Below are 20,048 nucleotides of genomic sequence, written 5' to 3'. Positions count from 1 at the left end.
GCGATATTTCAAGAATTTAACATAGAATCAAAAGTGGAACCACCGTCGCCCGGATCTGCGGGGATCCCGAAAAGCCCGGCGCATACGATGCTTTGCGCAGTGGCGACCAACACGTCGATCGAGTCGGTCGAGGTGCGCCACCACTCCGGCGTCCAGTTCAGTGCCCCGATGACGAGCATGCGCGCAATCCCGAGGTCGAGGTCCGGTAGGAGCAGGCCCTCGCTGCGTGCGGTTTCGAGGAGCGTGCGCCACATCCGGTGGTACCTGTCGCTCTCCGCCTGCTGGGCACCGCGGACCTGTTCCGTCAGCTGGCTGGTGTTCCGAGTGACCGCCGTGGCGAACTCCGACAACTCGAGTTCCACCCGCAGGTGCGCCTCGACCGCAACTCGGATTCGTTCACGGGGCCCGGCATCATCGGGAACCGAGGCCAGGGCGGACTCGACGTGCTCGCGCACTCGACGCTGACCCACTCGCATGACCTCGGCGATCAATTCGTCCCGAGACGCGAAGTAGTAGTAGACGCCGGGAGTTCGTACTTCGGCCTCGGCGGCGATATCGGACAATCGGGTGGCTGCATACCCTTTGGTGCTCAACACCGTGGCCGCAGCGGTCAATATTCGCTGGCGAGTGGCATCGCCGCGATCGCGGGTGAGCGACGAGGTTCTGGTGTTGCTCGGCTTCACGGCGTGCTCATGGCATCGTGTATCCGCCGCTGACGGAGAACATCTGACCGGTCACCTGGCGGGCGGCGGATTCGGAGGACAGCCACAGAACCGACTTGGCGACGTCGTCGGCGGTCGTCAGCCGGCGTAGGGGAGTGTCCTTCTGTAGATACTCGATCTGCTTGTCGTCGAAGACGGCGTCCTGGCCGACCGACCACAGGCTTCCGCTGCCTACCGCCTCCGGTCCGTCCGGGATGACCAGGCCGGGGCAGACGATGTTGGATCGAATTCCGTGCCTGCCCTGCTCTTTTGCGGTCGTTCGGGCCAGCGCGACCACCGCCGCTTTGGTGGCCCCGTAGATCCCCTGGCGAATCTGTCCGAACGCCGCGTCGCTGGCGATGAAGACGATCGAGCCGCACCCCGCCTCGGTCATCGGCTTCAGGGCTGCCTGGGTGGTTGCTACCGCGGTGTAGAAATTCACCTCGACGGTCCGTTGCCAGCGTGCGCGATCGGTGTCCTCGCTCAGGAACCCCGGCACGCTCCACCCCGCGTTGTTGACCAGGACGTCGATGCCGCCCCAGTTGCTCGTGACCGTGTCGACGGCTGCGTCGGCGGCGTCCGGGTCGGTCAGGTCGCCCGCGCAGACCAGCGCGGACTCCGCACCCAGGGCGAGGGCTTCTGCGGCAACCTTGTCCGCCTGCTCGCCGTCGATGTCGCTGATGACGATCCGGCAGCCTTCCTCCGCAAAGGCGTGGACGATGCCCCGTCCGATGTTGGACGCGCCTCCGGTCACCAGCACCCGCGCGCCGACCAATCCGAGATCCATTCTTGCCCCTTCGCTGCCGTCCGACGATTGACTGGACGCTTACTTTAATTTAGATTCAATTCAAATACTATACCTACGAGATGGGGCGCTGTATGAAGATCTTCGAGGGGTTGCACGAGCTGAAGGACGCAGCCGGATGCGATCTCGGAACCACCGACTGGCTGGTCGTCGACCAGGAGCGGGTCGATCTGTTTGCCGATGCAACCGGCGATCATCAGTGGATCCATGTCGATCCCGAGCGAGCTGCGTCCGGGCCGTTCGGAGGCACCATCGCCCACGGCCTGCTCACGCTGTCGCTGCTGCCGCTGTTCCTGAACCAGCTCTACCGGGTCGACAACATTTCGATGGCTGTGAACTACGGAATGAACAAGGTGCGTTTTCCCAGCCCGGTTCGTGTCGGTGCCCGGCTCTCGGCCTCCGCCCGGATCGACAGTGTGCAGAGCCTGGAGGGTGCGGTGCAGGCGGTGTTCGTGACGACGATGAACGTCGAGGGTGCCACCAAGCCGGCGAGCGTCATCGAGTCCGTCGTGCGGTACATCGGATGAGCGGGCACGTAGTGGACGTGGCCCTGGTGCAGGGTAGGACGGCGATCGTCACCGGTGCAGCCCAGGGGATAGGCCTCGAGATCGCTCGGGTGCTGCACGCAGGTGGTGCGTCGGTCGTCCTGGCGGATCTCGACGCCGCAGCGGCCACTGCAGCTGCAGTGGCCCTCGGTGACCGCGCAATCGGAGTCGGTGCGGACGTCACGGACGAGGCCGCGGTCAACCGCCTGGTGGCGAGGGCCGTCGAGCATTTCGGCAGCCTCGACATCATGGTCAACAACGCAGGAATCACGCGGGACGCGTCCCTGAAGAAGATGACGGTCGACAATTTCGATGCTGTGATCACCGTCCATCTGCGTGGTACCTGGCTCGGTGTTCGGGCAGCGTCGGCCGTGATGCGCGAGCAGAAGTCCGGGTCGATCATCAACATCTCGTCCCTGTCCGGGAAGTCGGGCAATCCCGGCCAGACGAACTACAGCGCCGCCAAGGCCGGCATCGTCGGCCTGACGAAGGCAGCGGCCAAGGAGTTGGCACACCACAACGTGCGGGTGAATTCGGTACAGCCCGGGCTGATCCGAACGGCGATGACCGAGGCGATGCCGCCCGAGGTGTTCGCCGAGCGCGAGGCCGCGATCCCGATGAAGCGCGCGGGAGAACCTCGGGAAGTGGCCAATGCAGTGCTCTTCCTCGCCAGTGAGTTGTCGAGCTACATGACCGGCGGCGTCCTCGAGGTCGGCGGAGGTCGATTGATGTGAGCGTCGTCGACACCGTCGTGGACGGCCGCGTCGGCCGAGTCTTTCTGAATCGGCCCGAACAGATGAATGCCATCACGATCGAGCTGGGTCGTCAGTTGGAGGATGCGATCCGGACCCTGGGAACTCGGCCGGATGTCTGCGTCGTCGTCGTTCGCGGCCGGGGCGGAAACTTCTGCGTCGGTGGTGACTTCGGCGAGGTCGAGAGATTGCGGGAGTCGGGCCCGGCGGCATTGCAACCCTTGTTCGACAACTTCGGCGCGGCCTGCGCCGCGATTTCGGAGGTCGAGGTGCCGGTCGTCGCCGTCGTCGAGGGCTACGCCATGGCAGGCGGATTCGAGTTCATGCAGGCTGCCGACATAGTGCTGGTACGCAACGACGCCAAGATCGCGGACAATCACTCGAATTTCGGCCAGGTACCCGGTGGTGGCGGGTCGCAGCGGCTACCCCGACTCGTCGGAAGGCAACGGGCACTGGGGCATATCCTCTCCGGCGATCGTCTCTCGGGCCGGGATGCAGTCGAGTGGGGAATTGCCTATCGCGGGTTCGAGCCCGACGAATTCGATTCCGGTGTGGACGGTTTCGTTCGGAGACTCACCGAAAAGCGCAGGGACGCACTCGTGGGCATCAAACGGTTGGTGTGCGATGGGTCCGCGACATCTCTGAGCGAGGGCCTCGCCATGGAACGCAAGGCCGTTGTCGCCCACATATCCGGCGAGGCCGGGGGCTCCGGTGTATCCAGCTTCAACAGCAGGTAGTCCAACGCATCCCCGAGGAAGAGGAATTCGATGACAGTGAGCAACACATTGATCGAGACCGGTCCGGTACTGCTGGAGGTCGAGGATTCGGGCGTCGCGCGACTGCGGCTCAATCGCCCGGAATCGTCCAACGGAATGAACGTCGAGTTCCTGGTCGCGCTGCACACAGCGATTCTCCGATGCCACTCCGAGCCCACCGTGAAGGTCGTCGTCATCTCCGGGGAAGGCCGGAACTTCTGCACCGGCGGTGACGTGAAGACCTTCCAGTCCAAGGGAGCCGACCTACCGGAATATCTTCGGGAAGCCACGGCGTGGCTGCAGATCGCCACATCTGCACTGATTCAGCTGAAAGTCCCGGTCATCGCCGCGGTCCACGGATACGCCGCAGGCGGCGGGGGTTTCGGCCTGGTGTGCGCAGCCGACCTGGTGATAGCAACGGAGTCGGCGAAGTTCTTCTCCGGCGCGGTCCGCGTCGGGATGGCACCGGATGCGGGCGTGACGGTGACGTTGACCCAGCTCGTCGGACTGCGCAAGGCGATGGAAATCTTGCTCACCAACTCGGTGTTGTCGGCGGCGGAAGCCAAGGACTGCGGAATCGTGACGTCGGTCGTCCCCGACGCCGAGTTGCCCAGCGCAGTAGACGAACTCGCGCTCGGTCTGGCGCAGCTGCCCCCTCTCGCGCTGGCCGCGACCAAGCGGTTGGTGTGGGCCGGTATCGGTGCAGGCGTGGCAGGTCAGCTTCCCGATGAAGCGCGAACGGTATCGGAGCTGTCCGGAACGGCAGACGCGCTCGAAGGACTGGCGGCCGTGCTCGAGCGTCGTACCCCCACGTTCGTCGGGCGGTGAGTCGAACTGTGGCGACGGACGAACACACCCTGGTGACGGTCGAGGATCGAGACAGCGTCCGAGTTCTCACACTCAACCGTCCGCAGGTGAAGAACGCGATCGACATGCCACTGCGCGTAGTCCTTGCCGAGGCAGTGGAAGCGGCGATGGACGACGACTCGGTGCGAGCGATCGTGTTGACCGGTGCAGGCGGGGCGTTCTGCTCGGGTGGTGACATCTCGACGATGGCGCGGCAAGCTCCCGAGCTGACCCGCCCGCGAGCGCAGGCGGCGCAGCGGGTGATTCGTGCACTCTGGCGAGGTAAGCCGGTGATCGCGGCCGTGGAGGGCCCGGCATTCGGGGCGGGCACGGCGCTGGCGCTGGCCTGCGATCGGGTGGTCGCCGCGCGAGACAGCCTGTTCGGCACCACGTTCACCGGGGTGGGGCTGGCAGGGGACATGGGAATCTTCACCAGCCTGCCCGATCGCATCGGAATCGCAGCAGCGAAGCAGTTGCTGATGTTCCCGCGGCGCATCTCGGGATCGGAAGCGGGCGAACTCGGTCTGGTCGATTCCGTCGTCGAACCCGGTGCCGCTCTCGACGCCGCGCTGTCCGATGCGGCCGCTGCGGCAGCAGGTCCCCCGTTGGCGTTGGCGGCGATCAAGGCGACATTGGCGAGCGGGATCGTCGACCGCGATGCGCGGCTCGATCTGGAAGTGGAGAACCAAGCGGTTCTGTTCGACACCGAGGACTTCGCCGAGGGTGTGCAGGCATTTCATGCCAGACGTCGACCGAACTTCACAGGTCGGTGAACGAAGGATCCAATGCTCGACTCGTCGTCGTATATTAATCTAATCAAGAATAAAGTGAGGCTGGCATGACTACCGGTATCGAGGATCGGCGCACTGCGCTGATGAGCGAGCATCCCGAGTGGATACCGCGCACTCTGGACGGCTGGCTCGACGAGTGCGCTGCGCGCTATCGGAACCGCCCGCTGGTGCTGACGGAGGAGGTCACGTACTCGTACGCCGACGTGGCCGAACAGTCACGCCGCTTTGCGGACGGCTTGGCTTCGCTCGGGGTCCAGCGAGGCGACCGGGTCGGCCTGCTCATGGCCAACCACCCCGAGTTCGTCCCCCTCAAGTTCGCGATCGCGCGCGTCGGAGCGATCGCCATCCCCTTCAATTATCTGTACCGCCAGAACGAACTGGAATACGTTCTGCAGCAGTCCGAGTGCCGGGTGCTGATCACGATGAACGCGTACTCGACGCTCGATTACGTGGCCATGCTCGACGAGATCGCGCCGGGGTGGGATTCCCTGTCGTTCGCGACACGGCCCGATTCGGCCGCCGACGCGGTGCCCGCTCTGCGTTCGGTCGTCGTGCTCGACACCGGTGGTACTCGACGCGTGAGTGCCATGACCGTGGCCGACCTGTCGGACCTCGGCATCGAGAATGCCGACGCGGCCGTGGGCCACGGTGCGGATCCGACCGACATCGGCGACATGCTCTACACCTCGGGGACCACAGGTTCGCCCAAAGGTGTACTCGTCACCCACGATGCGGTGCTGCGCACCGGGTATGCGTCCGCGTTGACCAGAGCGTACGAGGACGGACGTCGAATCCTGTTCTCGCTACCGTGCTATCACATGTTCGGCTACGTCGAGGGTCTGCTGTCGGTCATGTTCGTCGGCGGTGCCATCGTTCCCCAGACCTCGTTCAGCCCCGTCGGCTATCTCGCGGGAATCGAACGATTCGGGGCAACGGACATTCTCTGCGTGCCGACGATGGCTGTGGCGATCGTCGAACATCCCGACCGGCACAAGTACGATCTCCGGTCACTGACCGCGATCCTGTGCGGATCGGCCCCGGCCCCGGTGTGGCTGTGGGAGAAGGTCGAACGTGAATTCGGCGTCTCCGAGATCGTGACCGGATACGGCATGACCGAGTGCGGCGGGGCAATGACACTCACGCTGCCCGAGGACCCGCTTTCCCTCACATCCGATACCGTCGGCCGGCCCAAACTCGCCGGCGCGGCCAGCATCGAAGGATCGGACTCGTTGGTGGTCTATCGCACCGTCGATCCGCTCACCGGTGAACTGCAGCCGAACGGCTCCGAAGGCGAACTGGTGTCCTCGGGTCCCTCGACGATGAAGGGGTACTGGAACAAGCCCGAGGAAGCTGCGGCGGCGCTGCGGGGCGGGTGGCTCCACTCGGGCGACCTCGGCCTGGTCCGAGACGACGGGTACCTCCAGGTGACCGGGCGCAGCAAGGAGCTCTACAAGAGCGGCGGCGAGCTGGTCATGCCGAAGGAGATCGAGGATCTGCTCGCGGCTCACGAGGGCATCAGCCAGGTCTTCGCGATAGGCCTGTTGGACGACCGATGGGGCGAGATCGGTTGTGCCGTCGTGGTTCGTGCACCCGGCTCGACCGTCACAGCAGCCGAGCTGATCGAGCTGTGCCGATCGAATCTGGCGCGATTCAAAGTGCCGAAGAAGGTCGTCTTCCTCGACGCCGAGGAGCTTCCGACAACCCCGACCGGCAAAGTGCAGAAGTTTCGACTGGTGCAGCTGGCGACAGCGGCAGCAGCACAATCCATGGAAGGAAGTGGAGTATGACCGCAGTCGTCCCCGCAGGGATGGACACCACCGGTACCGGGAGTCCGTCAGGGGAGTCGAAGTACTCCCGATTGATCGAGCCGACCCGTGTGCACGGATCGCTCTACACCGATGAACAGATCTTCGCCGAGGAACTTGCCAAGATCTGGTACACCACATGGGTGTTCGTGGGTCACGAAAGTGAGATCCCCGAGCCCAACGACTACATCCGCAAGAAGCTCGGCCTGCAGGACGTGGTCATGACCCGTGACCGCGACGGCGAGGTGCATCTGTTGCTGAACCGGTGTGCACACCGAGCGAATCTGGTGTGCGACGACGCGCGCGGCAACTCGAGTTCGTTCCGTTGCCCGTACCACGGGTGGACGTACCGCAACACCGGTGAGCTGCTGGGGTATCCGTACAACAAGGGGTACGGCGGCAAGAACAACCTCGACCTGACCATGGGAAAGGTCCCACGAGTCGCGTCCTACCAGGGCTTCGTGTTCGGCAGCTTCGCACAGGACGGACCCAGCCTCGTCGAGCACCTGGGCGGAGCCGCCGGTGAGATCGATCGGCTCGCGAATCTCTCGCCCGAGGGAAAAGTCGAACTCACCGCAGGGTGGCTGCAGCACAAGACCAAGGCCAACTGGAAGCTGCTGACCGAGAACGAGACCGACGGTTATCACCCGCAGTTCGTCCACGGATCGATATTCGGCGTGACCGGCTCGCCGATCGGCGCGCTGTACAGCGATGCGTCGACGGCCGTGACGCGAAACCTCGGAAACGGCCACAGCGAGAACGACCTTCGACCGGAGTTCCGCAAGTTCGACGAACCGATGCGCTGGTTCGGTACCACGGAATCTCGCGTACCGGATTACGTCGAGGCGATCCGGGCCCGTCACGGTGACGATGCCGAACGAATTCTCGTCGAGGGCGCACCCCACGTCATGGTGTTCCCCAACCTGTTCATCGCCGAGATCCAGGTCTTCAACATTCAGCCTGTCGCCGCGGACGAGTGCGTGCAGTATGCAACCGCGGTGCAGCTCGCCGGAGCGCCGGAACTGAACAAGCGCATGATCTCTCAGTCGATCGGCTCCGTCGGACCGGCCGGAATGCTGCTCGCGGACGACACCGAGATGTACGAGCGAAACCAGCGCGGCGTCGGCATGCTCGCACCGGAGTGGCTCGACGTGCGTCGCGGTATCCATCGCGAGCAGACCGACGAGAACGGGTTCACGATCGGCACGGCCACGGACGAGGTCGGGATGCGCGGCTTCTGGGCTCACTACAAGAAACTGATGGAGGCCGACCAGTGAAAACAGCAGAGATCGCCGACGGACTCGTCGATGTGCCGGCAGGAACCGATCTTCGTGAGGTCGAGCAGTTCCTCTATCGGGAAGCACGATTCGCCGACGAGAACGATTACGACTCGTGGGAGGCGTTGTGGACCGACGACGCCATCTACTGGGTTCCCGCCTCGGACATGGACTCGGACCCGCTGACCTGTGTGTCGATCATCTACGACAACAGGAATCGTATTTCGACCCGGCTGAAGCAGGTTCGTACCGGAAAGCGGTATGCCCAGGCACCGCCGTCGCACATGCGTCGCCTGCTGTCCAACGTCGAGATTCTGGGCGGCCGTCGTTCCGCGGCAGGCGATGTCGATATCGAGGTCGGGTGCAATTTCATCGTCTTCGAGTCCAGGACACGCGGAAACGAGATCTGGGGCGGACGCACCACGTATCGGTTGCGACGAACGGAGACCGGCTTCGCGCTGGCCTACAAGAAGGTCGTGCTCGTCGATCACGACAAAGCCGTTGCCACACTGGGTTTCTTGATATGACGGTGGTGGGGACAGGCAGTTCCGACGCAGGCGATACCTCGCCCGGCGACATCGTCGGCAGCGAGTTCGCCGAAGTCGAGGTGACGTTCGACCGCTCCGGCAACGGCATCCGTCTTCGCCTGGAGGATCTGCGGACCGGGCGGGTTCGGTTTCTCGATGCGTTGGAACTGGAGACCATCGTATGGCTCAGCGACGGCCATCTGAATCAGTTGCTCGATCCGTCGTCCGACAGATGGAACAACGACAGTGCCGGGTAGCGTGACCGGCGCAGAACAGTCACTCGATCTCACGCGGTTCGTTCGGCCCGGCGACACCATCGTATGGGGCCAGGCGTGCGGTGAGCCGCAGACCTTGACCGATCTTCTTGTCGCACAACGCCACGAGATCGGTCCGGTTCGGTGTTTCGTCGGAATTCCGGCTCGGTCGATCCTGCAGCCGGAGTCGGTCGACGGACTCTCGTTGTCCTCGTACTGCGGGACGGGTAGCAATGCTGCACTGCACCAGGCGGGACTGCTCGAGATCTCGCCGGTGCACTACTCGCGCATTCCGGAATTGTTGACCTCCGGTCCGGCGCGGGCCGATGTGGTTCTCGTTCAGGTCTCGGCTGCCGACGAGACCGGTCGACATTCGATGAGTCTGACCGACGACTACCTCTCGGCCGCCATCGATTCGGCCGCCGTCGTGATCGTCGAGATCAACGACAGGGCACCGGTGGTCGCGGGCGCCAGGACTCTCGGCCCAGAGGAGTGGACCGCGGCCGTTCGCAGCTCGCGTGAGCCGGCGCAGATGGAGTCGGCCCGCGCGAGCGACGCCGTGCACGCCGTCGCGCGGAACGTGGCGTCGTTGATCGAGGACGGAGCGACCCTTCAATTCGGGATCGGTGCCGTACCCGAGGCAGTGTTGCGTGAGCTGCACGGTCGACGTGATCTCGGTATCCACAGTGGCGTTCTCAACGAAGCCGCCATGGAACTGATGGAGTCGGGAGCGGCCACCGGAGCACGCAAGTCGCTCGACCGCGGCATTGCCGTCGCGGGGTTCGTCACCGGTACGCGTCGACTCTTCGACTTCGTGGATCGAAACCCCGCCGTGAACGTCAGATCGACCGGCTACACCCATGATTCGGCGATACTGTCCGCGCAGCATGCTCTTGCCGCAATCAACTCGGCCATCGAGGTCGACCTGTTCGGAGCGGTCAATGCCGAGGTCGCGGCGGGCAAGTACGTCGGTGCAGTCGGCGGGGCCATGGACTTCCTGCGCGGTGCGGCCGCATCACGTGGCGGACTACCGATCGTGGCTCTGCCGTCGGCGGCCCGCGGGCGGAGCAGAATCGTGGCCGCACTCGGCGGTCCGGTAAGCACACCACGGGCCGACGCGGCAATCATCGTGACAGAGAACGGTATTGCCGACCTTCGGGCGTTGTCGCTCGAACGCCGGGTCGAGGAAATGCTGAGGCTGGCCGACCCGGTGCACCGCGGCGAACTCGCGGCCGCGGCCGAGCCGATTCTTCGAGGAGAACATCAGTTGACGAGAGGAACTGCCAGATGAGACGCGCAGCAATCGTGGCACCACTGAGAACCCCGGTGGGTGCCTTCGGCGGTGCCCTGCGCCCGGTTCCGGCCGAAAACCTGGCCTCGGCGGTGATCCAGGCCGTGGTGGCTGCGTCGGGAGTCGATCCCGAACGGATCGAGGACGTGGCGTTCGCCCAGTCGTATGCCAACTCCGAGGCCCCGTGTATCGGACGATGGGCGGCGCTCGACGCCGGACTCCCGGTGGCAGTTCCCGGCTTTCAGACCGACCGGCGATGCGGGGGCGGGCTGCAAGCGGTGGTCACCGCGTCGATGATGGTCCAGACGGGCGCGGCGGACGTCGTCCTTGCGGGTGGGGTCGAGTCGATGAGCAACATCGAGCACTACACCACCTCGGCTCGCTGGGGTTCTCGGTCGGGAAACCTCGCACTGTACGACCGGCTCGATCGCGGGCGGGAACGGTCGCAGCCGGAATGGCGGTTCGGGCGTATCAGCGGAATGATCGAAACGGCCGAGAATCTGGCGCAGAAGTACGAGATATCCCGAGAACGGGCAGACGAGTTCGCGGTGCGCAGTCACCGCGCCGCCGCTCGAGCATGGGCGGACGGTTCGTTCGACGCCGAGATCGTCCCGGTGAATGTTCCCCAGCGCAAGGGTGATCCGATCACGGTCACCCGGGACGAGGGGGTTCGACCCGACTCGTCGATCGAGACCCTCTCTCGCCTGCGTCCCCTCATCGCCGGGGGAACGGTCACCGCGGGAAACGCGGCCCAGCAGAACGACGCGTCGAGTGCCTGTCTGGTCGTGGCCGAGGACAGGTTGGACGAGTTGGGTCTCGAGCCCATCGGCTTCCTGCACAGTTGGGCGGCCGTCGGATGCGAGCCGTCGATGATGGGGATCGGACCGGTCGGCGCGGTGCAGAAGTTGTTCGCCAAGAACGGCCTGGGTTTCGCGGATCTGGATCTGATCGAGATCAACGAGGCCTTCGCTGTACAGGTTCTGGCGGTGCTGTCCGGCTGGGGTCTGACACTCGACGACGTCGATTCCAGACTCAACGTCAACGGTTCCGGTATTTCCCTCGGGCACCCGATCGGTGCCACCGGTGGACGCATCATGACGACGATGCTGAACGAGCTGCAGCGTCGCCAGGGGCGGTACGCACTCGAGACCATGTGCATCGGCGGCGGCCAGGGAATCGCCGCCATGTTCGAGAGGGCCTGACATGACTGCCGAGTTGGTGTCCTACGCCGCGTACCTCCCCACCTATCGACTGGGACCCGAGGACATCGGTGGCCGAGTAGGAGGAGCAGATCGGGTGGTGGCCTCGTTCGACGAGGACAGCACGACCATTGCCGTGGAGGCAGCCTCCGCCGCGTTGGCGGAGCAGTACGTACCTTCCACGATGTACTTCGCGAGCTCGTCTCACGCATACGCGGACAAGACCAATGCCGTTGCGGTTCATGCTGCCTTGGGGTTGCCCTCCGACGTGTTCTGCGCGGATTTCGGCGGCACCGGAAAGTCGTCGATGGCGGCCATCAGGTGCGCGGCCGAATCCGGCGGTATGGCCGTCATGTCCGACGTGCGGACCGGGCGACCCGGTTCCTCGGACGAGCGGTCGGGCGGCGACGGCGGAGCTGCATTCGTCTTCGCCGAGACCACCGAACAGGGTGCCGGAATCGCAGCACTGCTGTCCACGGCGTCGTCGACGCTCGAATTCCTCGATCGCTGGCGGGATCCGGCGTCGATCGGCGGCAACCAGTGGGAAGAGCGGTACGGCCAGGAGGAGTACACCCCGTTGATCGCGGAGGTGCAGCGCCGGGCGCTCGCTGCCGCGGGGGTCGATGCACCGGACCACGTCGTACTCACCTCGCCGAACAGTGGAATCCGAAAGCGGCTGACTGCGTTGGCCTCCGGATCCGTCTCGACGGTCACCTCGACGTTGGGGTTCAGTGGTGCCGCCGACGTCGGGATCGCGCTGGCGGAGGTATTGGACTCGGCTGCGCCGGGGGAGACCGTTCTGGTCCTGTCCGCGGTCGACGGATGCGACGCTCTGGTTCTGCGCGTCCTTCCCGGCATCGTGAACCATCGTGCGAGACGTCCTGTTGCCGAACAACGCAGCGGCGGACACCGGATCTCGTATCTGACCTACCTGTCGTGGCGTGGGCTCGTCGACCGTGAGCCGCCGCGCCGGCCCGAACCCGATCGACCGGCCGCTCCGCCCTCGGGGCGCGCGACGGCATGGAAGTTCGGATTCGTCGGATCCGGTTGTGATCGTTGCGGATTCGTCCACCTTCCGCCCGCGAGAGTGTGTCGCGGTTGCGGCAGCGTCGACTCCATGCACCCGGAATCTCGGCGAGGTGCGCGCGGGACGGTGGCTACGTCGACGATCGATCGCCTCGCGTTCTCGCCGTCGCCTCCGGTGGTGGAGGCGGTCGTCGACTTCGACGGCGGTGGCCGGTACTCACTGGAGGTCGCCGACGGCGCGGCGTCCTCGGTAACAGTGGGAAGTCGCGTCGAGCTGTCGTTTCGACGGCTGTTCACCGCCGGGGGAGTGCACAACTATTTCTGGAAGGCGCGACCGGTGATCGAGGATCGTTCGTCAGTGGAGGAGTCGGTATGAGCAGCAATGGGATTCGAGACCGCGTTGCGGTGGTCGGGATGGGCTGCACCGCCTTCGGAGAGCGATGGGACAAGTCCGCCGACGATCTCGTGATCGATGCCGTACAGGAATGTCTGCCGGCCGACGGACGGCTGAGCCTGGCGGACGTCGACGCGTACTGGCTCGGCACTCTCGGATCCGGACAGTCCGGACTGGCGTTGAGCAGGCCGCTGGGCATCGACTACAAACCCGTCACCCGGGTCGAGAACTACTGCGCCACCGGCTCCGAGGCCTTCCGCAATGCGTGTTACGCGGTCGCCTCCGGTGCCTACGACACGGTGATGGCCGTCGGCGTCGAGAAGCTCAAGGACTCGGGCTTCTCGGGGTTGCTGCGTGCGGATCCGCCTGCGGACGGCACAGCCAGTGAGCTGTCACTCACGGCACCGGCGGCGTTCTCGTTGCTCGATCCTGCCTACTGCGCGAAGTACGGCGTCGATCCGAACGACATGCGCAGCGCGATGACGCACGTGGCGTGGAAGAACCACATCAACGGGTCGAAGAACGACAAGGCTCAGTTCCGGAAGGAAGTCGAACGCTCGACGATCGAAGGTGCCCCCAAGGTGGCAGGAAGACTCGGTGTCTTCGACTGCTCGGGAGTGTCCGACGGGGCTGCCTGCGCGCTGATCGTCCGGGCCGAGGACGCGCTGAACTACACGGACACACCGATGTACGTCAAAGGCCTCTCGCTGGCTGCGGGGCCGATGCGAGGTGCGGTGGATCCGGCCTACGACTTCACGACCTTCCCCGAGGTGGTCCACAGTGCGCGCGACGCCTACGCACAGGCAGGTATCGAGGATCCGCGCCGAGAATTGTCGCTGGCGGAGGTGCACGACTGCTTCACTCCGACCGAGATCGTCCTGATGGAGGACCTCGGCTTCAGTGACCGGGGACTGGCCTGGAAGGAGATGCTGGCCGGAGATTTCGACTCCGACGGCAGCCTTCCCGTCAACCCGGACGGCGGCCTGAAGTCCTTCGGGCATCCGGTCGGTGCCAGCGGGCTGCGGATGCTCTACGAGTGCTGGTTGCAGTTCTCCGGGCGCGCAGGGCGTCGCCAATTGGACGATCCAAGGCTGGCGCTGACTCACAATCTGGGTGGTCGTCCCGGCGGTTGCGTCTCCTTCGTCTCGGTCGTCGGCAACGCGCCGAGTCGATAGTCGAGCAGCGCCTTGACGTGCGCGGCTATTTTTATTTATATTAAATTCGACAACCACGACGAAGGGGCATCATGGCGGAGGCCGGACCGATCGAGACCGCTCGCGCGCTGTATGCGGCGTTGGCCAGTGGTGACCGTGAGGTGCTGAAGAACGTCTTGCATCCCAGCTTTCGTGGCCACGCAACGGAGGGGCTCCCGTTCGGCCTCGGCGGAGACTACTCCGACGCGGCAGACATGCGGCGGAATTTCTGGGGTGGCATCGCCAAGGAATATTCGGCGGCGGCCCGCCCGGAAGAATTCGTCGGGCTCGAGGACGGACGGCTCTACGTGGCGGGAAGGTATGTCGGCACCGGTAGGTCGACGGGTGCCACCCTGGACGCGGAGTTCGTACACGTGCTGACCTTCGTCGACGGCAAAGTCTCGAAGCTGGTGCAGCTGACCGACTCACAACGCTGGCACGAGGCAGTCGATCGAACAGCGCGAGGCGAACGGCAACTGACGACCATCCGATATCGCGTCGAACAGTCGGTTGCGCGCATCACCCTCGATCGGCCCGAACAGCGCAACGCCATCGATCTCGCCCTGGCCGAGGACACGCTCGAAGTGGCCCGACGGTGCGCGGCGGATCCGACCGTGCGAGCGGTGCTCATCGAAGGATCGGGAACCAACCTCACTGTCGGCGGCGACATCACCTACTTCGTCGACGGCGACCCCGAGCAGATCGGCCCGCTGCTGCGGCGGATGACCGGCCCGTTCCACGAAGCGTTTCGGCTGTTCAGCATGCTCGATGTACCCATCGTGACTGCTGCGCAAGGTGCCGTTGCCGGCGGCGGTCTCGGCTTCGTGTTCGCCGCCGACTTCGTGCTGGCGGCTCCGAACGCGCATTTCTCGACGGCGTTCGCAGCGATCGGATTGTCCGGCGATGGGGGCGGAAGCTGGTACCTGCCCCGGCTCGTCGGACCACGGCGGGCCGCGAAGATGTTCTTCCAGAACTACCGGGTAGGAGCCGAAGAGGCGGTGGAGTGGGGGCTGGTGACCGAGGTCGTCGACGCCGACCAGCTGGCCCACACGGCCTTCTCGCTGGCAGTATCGCTTGCGTCGGGACCCACTCGAGCCTTCGGGAAGATGCGCCGACTACTTCGCGAATCGTCGACCAACACCCTGTCCGAGCACTTGCTCGACGAGATCGACGCTCTTGCGATCACCGGCGGGACGTCCGACGCGCGAGGTGCCATCGCCGCGTTCGTCGGTAAGCAAGCACCACAATTCGAAGGTCGCTGACCGTACCCAAGAGGGGCGGTGAGCCGAGTGAAAGGAAATACGATGAAGGTCGTCGTCGATCGAACGAAGTGCACCGGATTGGGCATCTGCGAATCCCTGGCACCTGCCTTTTTCGAGGTGGATGATTCCGGTGATCTGCTCGCGCTCAAGGAGGACATCGAGCCCGACGAGTTGGCCGAGGTCGAGGAAGCCATTGCCGGCTGCCCCACCGAAGCCTTGCGAATCGAGCACTGACCGTGTTCGACACCCCCGGCAAGGTCACCGTCACATGACCGTTGTGTCGGCCGACAGCAGGCATCTGGTTGTCGTCGGTGCCTCGCTGGCCGGACTCAGAGCGGTCGAGAGTGCGCGGAAAGCCGGATTCGAAGGCGCGATCACCCTGATCGGTGCCGAGAAACATCTTCCGTACGACCGGCCGCCGCTGTCCAAGGCATATCTCGAACCCGGTGTCGACGGGTCGAGCCCGGACGTCCCCTTCTTTCGTACTCCCGAGACCTTCGCCGACGAACTCGACGTGACGATGTTGCTCGGCAACCCGGCCACCGGGTTGAGTATCGAGGAAAGAACTGTGCAGGTGGGGGATTCGGACATCCCGTTCGATCTGCTGATCATCGCGACCGGGGCCCAGGCGCGAGCTCTGTCCGGTACCGAACATCTCGACGGAGTGCACGGACTACGCACCATCGACGATGCGATCGCCGTTCGGGCTGCACTGGATTCGGGTGCTCGGACAGTCGTCATCGGCGCGGGATTCATCGGGTCCGAGGTGGCCTCCAATGCCAACAAGCGTGGTATCCCCGTCACCGTCGTCGAGGCGCTGGCGACTCCCCTCGTGCGCGCGATCGGACCGTCGATGGGTCCGGCGATCGCGTCGCTGCACAACCGTAACGGCACCGAATTGCGGTGTGGAGTCGGAGTGGACCGCGTCGAAGGGAACGGCCGGGTCGAGCGGGTCGTGTTGGCCGACGGAACCGTGCTCCCGGCAGAACTGGTGATCGTCGGTATCGGCACCGTTCCTGCCACCGGGTGGCTCGAAGGCTCGGGATTGACCCTGGACAACGGGGTCCTGTGCGACGAGACGCTGTTCACCGGAATTCCCGGCATCTACGCAGCCGGTGACGTGGCCAACTGGCGCAACCCACTCTTCGACCGCCACCAGCGGCTCGAACACTGGACAAGCGCGGCGGAGCAGGGTGCTGCTGCGGCCAGAAACGCACTGGATCCGGCGGCGGCCAAGCCGTACTCGACGGTCCCGTACTTCTGGTCGGACTGGTACGACAGCCGCATCCAATTCGTCGGAATCACCGATGCCGACGAGGTCGTCCTGGTGGAGGGTGATGTCGACGTCCCCGGCAAGTGGGTGGCGCTCTACCGCAAAGGCGAGACCGTCGTCGGCGCACTCACCGTGAACGGACAGGCGGACATCATGAAGTACCGCGTGCTCATCTCGAAGAAGACGGACTGGTCGGCAGCGTTGGAGTTCGCGGAGAAGCGCAAACTGATCGCGGCGGCGAAAGTCTGACCGTGACGAGGCCGGTGACTCGCTCCGGTCAGATCGCGGTCTGACCGGAGCGGCGACGGGGCCGTGCCGGTGCCGCTGTCTTGCGCGGTGCTGCAGCAGCAGTCGACGTGGTTTTGGGAGACAAGCCGGCCGAGACGATGGACTGGGCGGTGGCGACCACGGTGTCGAGGGAACCCCGGCGTGGGTTCCACCATTCGGCCGCCCAGTTCAATGCTCCGATGACGAGCATCCGCGCCATCTTCACATCGAGGTCGTCGCGAATCTGGCCCTCGTCTGCAGCGTCCTTGAACAGCTTCTGCCAGATCTTGCCGTACTTGGCCTCTTCGGCCACCTGCCGCGCTCGGATCGACTCGGGAAGCTGACCGGCATTGCGAATCGACGCGGTCGTGTAATCCGAGATCTCGAGTTCGTGTCGCAGGTGTGCCTCCACCGCCACCAGAATGCGGTCCATCGGACTCGACGCGGGATCGACCGCGTCCAACACCGCGAGCACGTGCCGGCGCATGTCGGCGATGCCGACCCACATCACTTCCTCGATGAGTTCTTCGCGCGAGGGGAAGTAGTAGTAGATGGCCGGTGCCTGAAGTTCCGCGTATTCCGCGACATCGGTCAGCCGCGTTCCCGCATACCCCTTGATGCTGAGCACATGAGCAGCCGCGTCCAGAATGCGGCCGCGAGTCCGTGCGGATTTCGATTCGGGCAGTTCGCCCTCGTCGGTGAGCTTCGCGGTCGCTTTTCGTGCCATGGTCCGACTATAGATGTGCCGGGCACAATTCACGGTTCCGACCGATGTTGCAGCACTGGATATGGTGCACTGTTCGAACCTGACTTCGAAAGCACGGAACGAGAAGAATGCCTCCGCGGAACGACGCTGCTACCCGGCCCGTCACGGCGCGCGGGCGGGCGCGACGAGAACAGATCACCGCCGTCGCGGCCGAGCTGTTCCATCAGCGTGGCTACGAGGACGTGACACTCGCGGAAGTTGCTCGACGAGTGGATCTCACGGCACCTGCTCTGTACCGGCACTTCTCGTCCAAGGAACAGCTGCTGATGGCAGCGGTGGTGTCGACCCTCGGACCCGCCGAGTCGGTGTTGCGGCAGTACGCCGATCGCGACGTCTCCCATCTCGTCGCGCCGATGATCGACGTCGCGCTCGAACGACGTGAGATCTGGACTCTGGTGCAGCGAGAAATTCGACATCTGGATGCCGACGACAGACGTGCGATCGAGGGCCGCTACGCGATGATCGTGCATACCGTGACCGCATCGGTCTCCGCCTCGCACGCGGACCTCTCCCCCGAGAACTGTCATCTGATCGCATGCGCGATGCTCTCGGTTGCGGGCAGTCCATCGACCGACCCGGTGGACATGGATCTGTCCCGCTACAGAGAAGCGCTCGAGAACATCGAATTCGCATTGCTGTCCTTCGACCTTCGCCGGACTCCGGCGCGCCGTGACGGTGTCGGGGCTCTCGGCGATGGTGCTCGCCCTGGCTCCGATGAGGGCAGGACCGGGTCGAGGGTCACGGCCGTCGAGGACGCGGCCGTCGGACTGTTCTACCGGGTCGGTTACGCCGCGGTGACCGTGGACGACATCGGAGCCGCGGCCGGAATCACGGGTCCGAGTGTCTACCACTACGTCTCGTCCAAATCGGAGCTGCTGGTCGACGTGCTGTTCAGGGCGGTGACGATGGTGGCCGACGGTGCGCGCACGGCTCTGGCGCAGGCTGGGACGCCCGACGAGAAGCTGCGGGTGCTGGTGCGCAGTTATTGCGCAGTCGCTGCCGCGAACCGAGAGTTGTTCGGGGTCTACATCACCGAAGCCGGAAACGTGCCTCTCGGAGACGCTCGTCGGCTCCGTGAGTCGATGGCACGAGATGTCGATCGGTGGGTCGAGGCAGTCATGCGATCGAGGCCGGGACTCGACGTGAACGACGCACGCGTTCGAGTCTTCGCGGCCCGTCGCGTGGTGACCGACATGGTCCGGCTCGAGCGAACCGACGAGGATCGTCTGGCCCACGTCACCGAGTTGCTGGCGCTCACCGTTCTTCAGGAGTCCTGAAACCGACCGAAGGTTTAATTTATCCAAGAATAAAGTTAATGAGCGTTAGGCCTTGCACATCGGCCGACGCTTGTGACAGGCTTCACAGGCGCAAGCGGCCCGCGGGGAAGCCGGTTCGTCGCCGCTGCCGGACAGGCAGGGTGCGCTGCGGGCGCGAAGCGAAATGCGTCCGCGGACAACCGACGTAGGAATCGAGAGGGGACCGGCTTGTCGTGATTTCTGAACGCAAAGTAAAAAACGTGATAGAACAGGCTGCCGTCGGAGCCCCACGTCAGATCGGTAATTTCTACGCGACCGCGCTCGACGTGTTTCGCTTGATGTTCAAGCCGCCGTTCCACTTTCGTGAATTCGTGCAACAGGCGTGGTTCATCGCCAGTGTCTCGATCGTCCCGACTCTCTTGATGGCGATTCCCTTCTGCGTCATCGTGGTCTTCCAGATCAACCTCCTGCTCACCGAAATCGGCGCTGTCGACTTCTCCGGTGCAGGAGCAGGATTGGCTGTGGTTCGCGAGATCGGACCGGTCGTGACCGTGCTGGTGGTGGCCGGAGCCGGTGCAACCGCGATCTGCGCCGACCTGGGATCGAGGAAGATTCGCGAGGAACTCGACGCGATGGAAGTACTCGGCATCGATCCCGTTCATCGCCTCGTCGTTCCACGGGTGCTCGCCTCCATGGTCGTGGCTCTCTTCCTGAACGGTCTGGTGACCACTGTCGGGCTGGTCGGCGGCTACACGTTCGCGGTGTTCCTGCAGGGTGCGACACCAGGACAATTCATCACCAGCATTCCGGTGCTCACCAGTTTCGGCGATCTGATCGTCAGTGAACTCAAGGCTGCAGTGTTCGGACTACTCGCCGGGTTGGTTGCCTGCCACCTGGGTCTTCGTGCCAAAGGCGGACCGAAGGGCGTCGGTGACGCTGTCAACCAAACGGTCGTGTTCAGCTTCGTGCTGCTGTTCCTCGCGAACTCGATCATCACGACCATCTCACTTCAGTTGAAGTAGTCAGGAAGGCCGAGCGTGTTCGATTCGTTGACGAAATCCGG

The 20,048-nt window shown here is 64.5% G+C and carries 21 protein-coding genes; 18 read left to right on the top strand and 3 right to left on the bottom strand.

What is annotated here, in order from left to right; genetic code table 11:
* Nucleotides 1–8: 8 nt before the first annotated feature.
* Nucleotides 9–683, bottom strand: a complete 675-nt coding sequence (locus CH294_RS04815) for a TetR/AcrR family transcriptional regulator (RefSeq protein ID WP_094737141.1) — start codon at nt 681–683, stop codon at nt 9–11.
* A gap of 7 nt (nt 684–690) precedes the next feature.
* Nucleotides 691–1,488, bottom strand: coding sequence for an SDR family oxidoreductase (locus CH294_RS04810; RefSeq protein WP_094737140.1), 798 nt, complete (start codon nt 1,486–1,488; stop codon nt 691–693).
* Nucleotides 1,489–1,580: 92 nt separating this feature from the next.
* Here CH294_RS04810 and CH294_RS04805 point away from each other — a divergent pair, with 92 nt between their 5' ends.
* The 16 genes from CH294_RS04805 (at nt 1,581) to CH294_RS04730 (ending at nt 16,945) form a co-directional block, all read left to right on the top strand.
* Entirely contained in the window at nt 1,581–2,033 is a 453-nt protein-coding gene (locus CH294_RS04805) for a MaoC family dehydratase (protein WP_032367194.1), read from the top strand.
* 11 nt (nt 2,034–2,044) lie between these two features.
* Complete coding sequence (gene fabG / locus CH294_RS04800) at nt 2,045–2,785, top strand: 3-oxoacyl-ACP reductase FabG (RefSeq protein ID WP_094737139.1); 741 nt, start codon at nt 2,045–2,047, stop codon at nt 2,783–2,785.
* Complete coding sequence (locus tag CH294_RS04795) at nt 2,782–3,540, top strand: enoyl-CoA hydratase/isomerase family protein (protein ID WP_094737138.1); 759 nt, start codon at nt 2,782–2,784, stop codon at nt 3,538–3,540. The genes fabG and CH294_RS04795 overlap by 4 nt, the downstream gene beginning before the upstream one ends.
* A gap of 30 nt (nt 3,541–3,570) precedes the next feature.
* Nucleotides 3,571–4,386 (top strand): enoyl-CoA hydratase-related protein, encoded by an 816-nt coding sequence (locus CH294_RS04790; RefSeq protein WP_094737137.1) that lies wholly within the window; start codon nt 3,571–3,573, stop codon nt 4,384–4,386.
* Between the two features lie 8 nt (nt 4,387–4,394).
* The gene (locus tag CH294_RS04785; protein ID WP_249305052.1) at nt 4,395–5,177 is read left to right on the top strand and encodes an enoyl-CoA hydratase-related protein; all 783 of its coding nucleotides are present in this window, start codon (nt 4,395–4,397) and stop codon (nt 5,175–5,177) included.
* 65 nt (nt 5,178–5,242) lie between these two features.
* Nucleotides 5,243–6,982 carry an AMP-binding protein gene (locus CH294_RS04780; RefSeq protein ID WP_094737136.1) on the top strand — a complete coding sequence of 580 codons (1,740 nt, stop codon included), beginning with the start codon at nt 5,243–5,245 and terminating at the stop codon, nt 6,980–6,982.
* Between the two features lie 20 nt (nt 6,983–7,002).
* Nucleotides 7,003–8,277, top strand: a complete 1,275-nt coding sequence (locus CH294_RS04775; RefSeq protein WP_249305064.1) for an aromatic ring-hydroxylating dioxygenase subunit alpha — start codon at nt 7,003–7,005, stop codon at nt 8,275–8,277.
* On the top strand, nt 8,274–8,804 hold the full coding sequence (locus tag CH294_RS04770; protein ID WP_094737134.1) for an aromatic-ring-hydroxylating dioxygenase subunit beta: 531 nt from the start codon (nt 8,274–8,276) through the stop codon (nt 8,802–8,804). The genes CH294_RS04775 and CH294_RS04770 overlap by 4 nt, the downstream gene beginning before the upstream one ends.
* The gene (locus CH294_RS04765) at nt 8,801–9,061 is read left to right on the top strand and encodes a hypothetical protein (RefSeq protein ID WP_094737133.1); all 261 of its coding nucleotides are present in this window, start codon (nt 8,801–8,803) and stop codon (nt 9,059–9,061) included. The genes CH294_RS04770 and CH294_RS04765 overlap by 4 nt, the downstream gene beginning before the upstream one ends.
* Nucleotides 9,051–10,349: an acetyl-CoA hydrolase/transferase C-terminal domain-containing protein gene (locus CH294_RS04760; RefSeq protein WP_249305050.1), complete on the top strand. Its 1,299-nt coding sequence runs from the start codon at nt 9,051–9,053 to the stop codon at nt 10,347–10,349. Before CH294_RS04765 ends, CH294_RS04760 begins: the two co-directional genes overlap by 11 nt.
* Entirely contained in the window at nt 10,346–11,551 is a 1,206-nt protein-coding gene (locus tag CH294_RS04755; protein WP_094737131.1) for an acetyl-CoA C-acetyltransferase, read from the top strand. Before CH294_RS04760 ends, CH294_RS04755 begins: the two co-directional genes overlap by 4 nt.
* 1 nt (nt 11,552) lies before the next feature.
* Complete coding sequence (locus CH294_RS04750; protein WP_094737130.1) at nt 11,553–12,950, top strand: OB-fold domain-containing protein; 1,398 nt, start codon at nt 11,553–11,555, stop codon at nt 12,948–12,950.
* Nucleotides 12,947–14,143, top strand: a complete 1,197-nt coding sequence (locus CH294_RS04745) for an acetyl-CoA acetyltransferase (RefSeq protein WP_094737129.1) — start codon at nt 12,947–12,949, stop codon at nt 14,141–14,143. The genes CH294_RS04750 and CH294_RS04745 overlap by 4 nt, the downstream gene beginning before the upstream one ends.
* A 71-nt stretch (nt 14,144–14,214) precedes the next feature.
* The gene (locus tag CH294_RS04740) at nt 14,215–15,423 is read left to right on the top strand and encodes an enoyl-CoA hydratase-related protein (protein WP_094737128.1); all 1,209 of its coding nucleotides are present in this window, start codon (nt 14,215–14,217) and stop codon (nt 15,421–15,423) included.
* A 42-nt stretch (nt 15,424–15,465) separates the two neighbouring features.
* Entirely contained in the window at nt 15,466–15,657 is a 192-nt protein-coding gene (locus CH294_RS04735) for a ferredoxin (RefSeq protein ID WP_032367183.1), read from the top strand.
* Nucleotides 15,658–15,691: 34 nt separating this feature from the next.
* Nucleotides 15,692–16,945, top strand: coding sequence for an FAD-dependent oxidoreductase (locus tag CH294_RS04730; RefSeq protein ID WP_094737127.1), 1,254 nt, complete (start codon nt 15,692–15,694; stop codon nt 16,943–16,945).
* Nucleotides 16,946–16,973: 28 nt separating this feature from the next.
* On the opposite strand, the gene CH294_RS04725 is transcribed toward CH294_RS04730, so the two are convergent.
* Nucleotides 16,974–17,690 (bottom strand): TetR/AcrR family transcriptional regulator, encoded by a 717-nt coding sequence (locus tag CH294_RS04725; protein ID WP_032367181.1) that lies wholly within the window; start codon nt 17,688–17,690, stop codon nt 16,974–16,976.
* Between the two features lie 107 nt (nt 17,691–17,797).
* On the opposite strand from CH294_RS04725, the gene CH294_RS04720 reads away from it, so the two are divergent.
* Nucleotides 17,798–19,006 (top strand): TetR/AcrR family transcriptional regulator, encoded by a 1,209-nt coding sequence (locus CH294_RS04720; RefSeq protein ID WP_094737126.1) that lies wholly within the window; start codon nt 17,798–17,800, stop codon nt 19,004–19,006.
* A 317-nt stretch (nt 19,007–19,323) separates the two neighbouring features.
* On the top strand, nt 19,324–20,007 hold the full coding sequence (locus CH294_RS04715; protein ID WP_094633173.1) for an ABC transporter permease: 684 nt from the start codon (nt 19,324–19,326) through the stop codon (nt 20,005–20,007).
* Nucleotides 20,008–20,048 lie beyond the last annotated feature (41 nt).

This window comes from Rhodococcus sp. 14-2483-1-1 (genome assembly GCF_002259335.1).
Classification (GTDB): Bacteria; Actinomycetota; Actinomycetes; order Mycobacteriales; family Mycobacteriaceae; genus Rhodococcoides.
This window is presented reverse-complemented; position numbering and strand designations above follow the sequence as displayed.

Bases quoted from the DNA above. Each gene is read 5' to 3' on its own strand.
- CH294_RS04735 (WP_032367183.1), top strand. From the start codon at position 15,466: ATGAAGGTCGTCGTCGATCGAACGAAGTGCACCGGATTGGGCATCTGC.
- CH294_RS04755 (WP_094737131.1), top strand. From the start codon at position 10,346: ATGAGACGCGCAGCAATCGTGGCACCACTGAGAACCCCGGTGGGTGCC.
- CH294_RS04790 (WP_094737137.1), top strand. From the start codon at position 3,571: ATGACAGTGAGCAACACATTGATCGAGACCGGTCCGGTACTGCTGGAG.
- CH294_RS04780 (WP_094737136.1), top strand. From the start codon at position 5,243: ATGACTACCGGTATCGAGGATCGGCGCACTGCGCTGATGAGCGAGCAT.
- CH294_RS04725 (WP_032367181.1), bottom strand. From the start codon at position 17,690: ATGGCACGAAAAGCGACCGCGAAGCTCACCGACGAGGGCGAACTGCCC.
- CH294_RS04740 (WP_094737128.1), top strand. From the start codon at position 14,215: ATGGCGGAGGCCGGACCGATCGAGACCGCTCGCGCGCTGTATGCGGCG.
- CH294_RS04765 (WP_094737133.1), top strand. From the start codon at position 8,801: ATGACGGTGGTGGGGACAGGCAGTTCCGACGCAGGCGATACCTCGCCC.
- CH294_RS04750 (WP_094737130.1), top strand. From the start codon at position 11,553: ATGACTGCCGAGTTGGTGTCCTACGCCGCGTACCTCCCCACCTATCGA.
- CH294_RS04775 (WP_249305064.1), top strand. From the start codon at position 7,003: ATGGACACCACCGGTACCGGGAGTCCGTCAGGGGAGTCGAAGTACTCC.
- CH294_RS04805 (WP_032367194.1), top strand. From the start codon at position 1,581: ATGAAGATCTTCGAGGGGTTGCACGAGCTGAAGGACGCAGCCGGATGC.
- CH294_RS04715 (WP_094633173.1), top strand. From the start codon at position 19,324: ATGTTCAAGCCGCCGTTCCACTTTCGTGAATTCGTGCAACAGGCGTGG.
- CH294_RS04745 (WP_094737129.1), top strand. From the start codon at position 12,947: ATGAGCAGCAATGGGATTCGAGACCGCGTTGCGGTGGTCGGGATGGGC.
- CH294_RS04810 (WP_094737140.1), bottom strand. From the start codon at position 1,488: ATGGATCTCGGATTGGTCGGCGCGCGGGTGCTGGTGACCGGAGGCGCG.
- CH294_RS04730 (WP_094737127.1), top strand. From the start codon at position 15,692: ATGACCGTTGTGTCGGCCGACAGCAGGCATCTGGTTGTCGTCGGTGCC.
- CH294_RS04720 (WP_094737126.1), top strand. From the start codon at position 17,798: ATGCCTCCGCGGAACGACGCTGCTACCCGGCCCGTCACGGCGCGCGGG.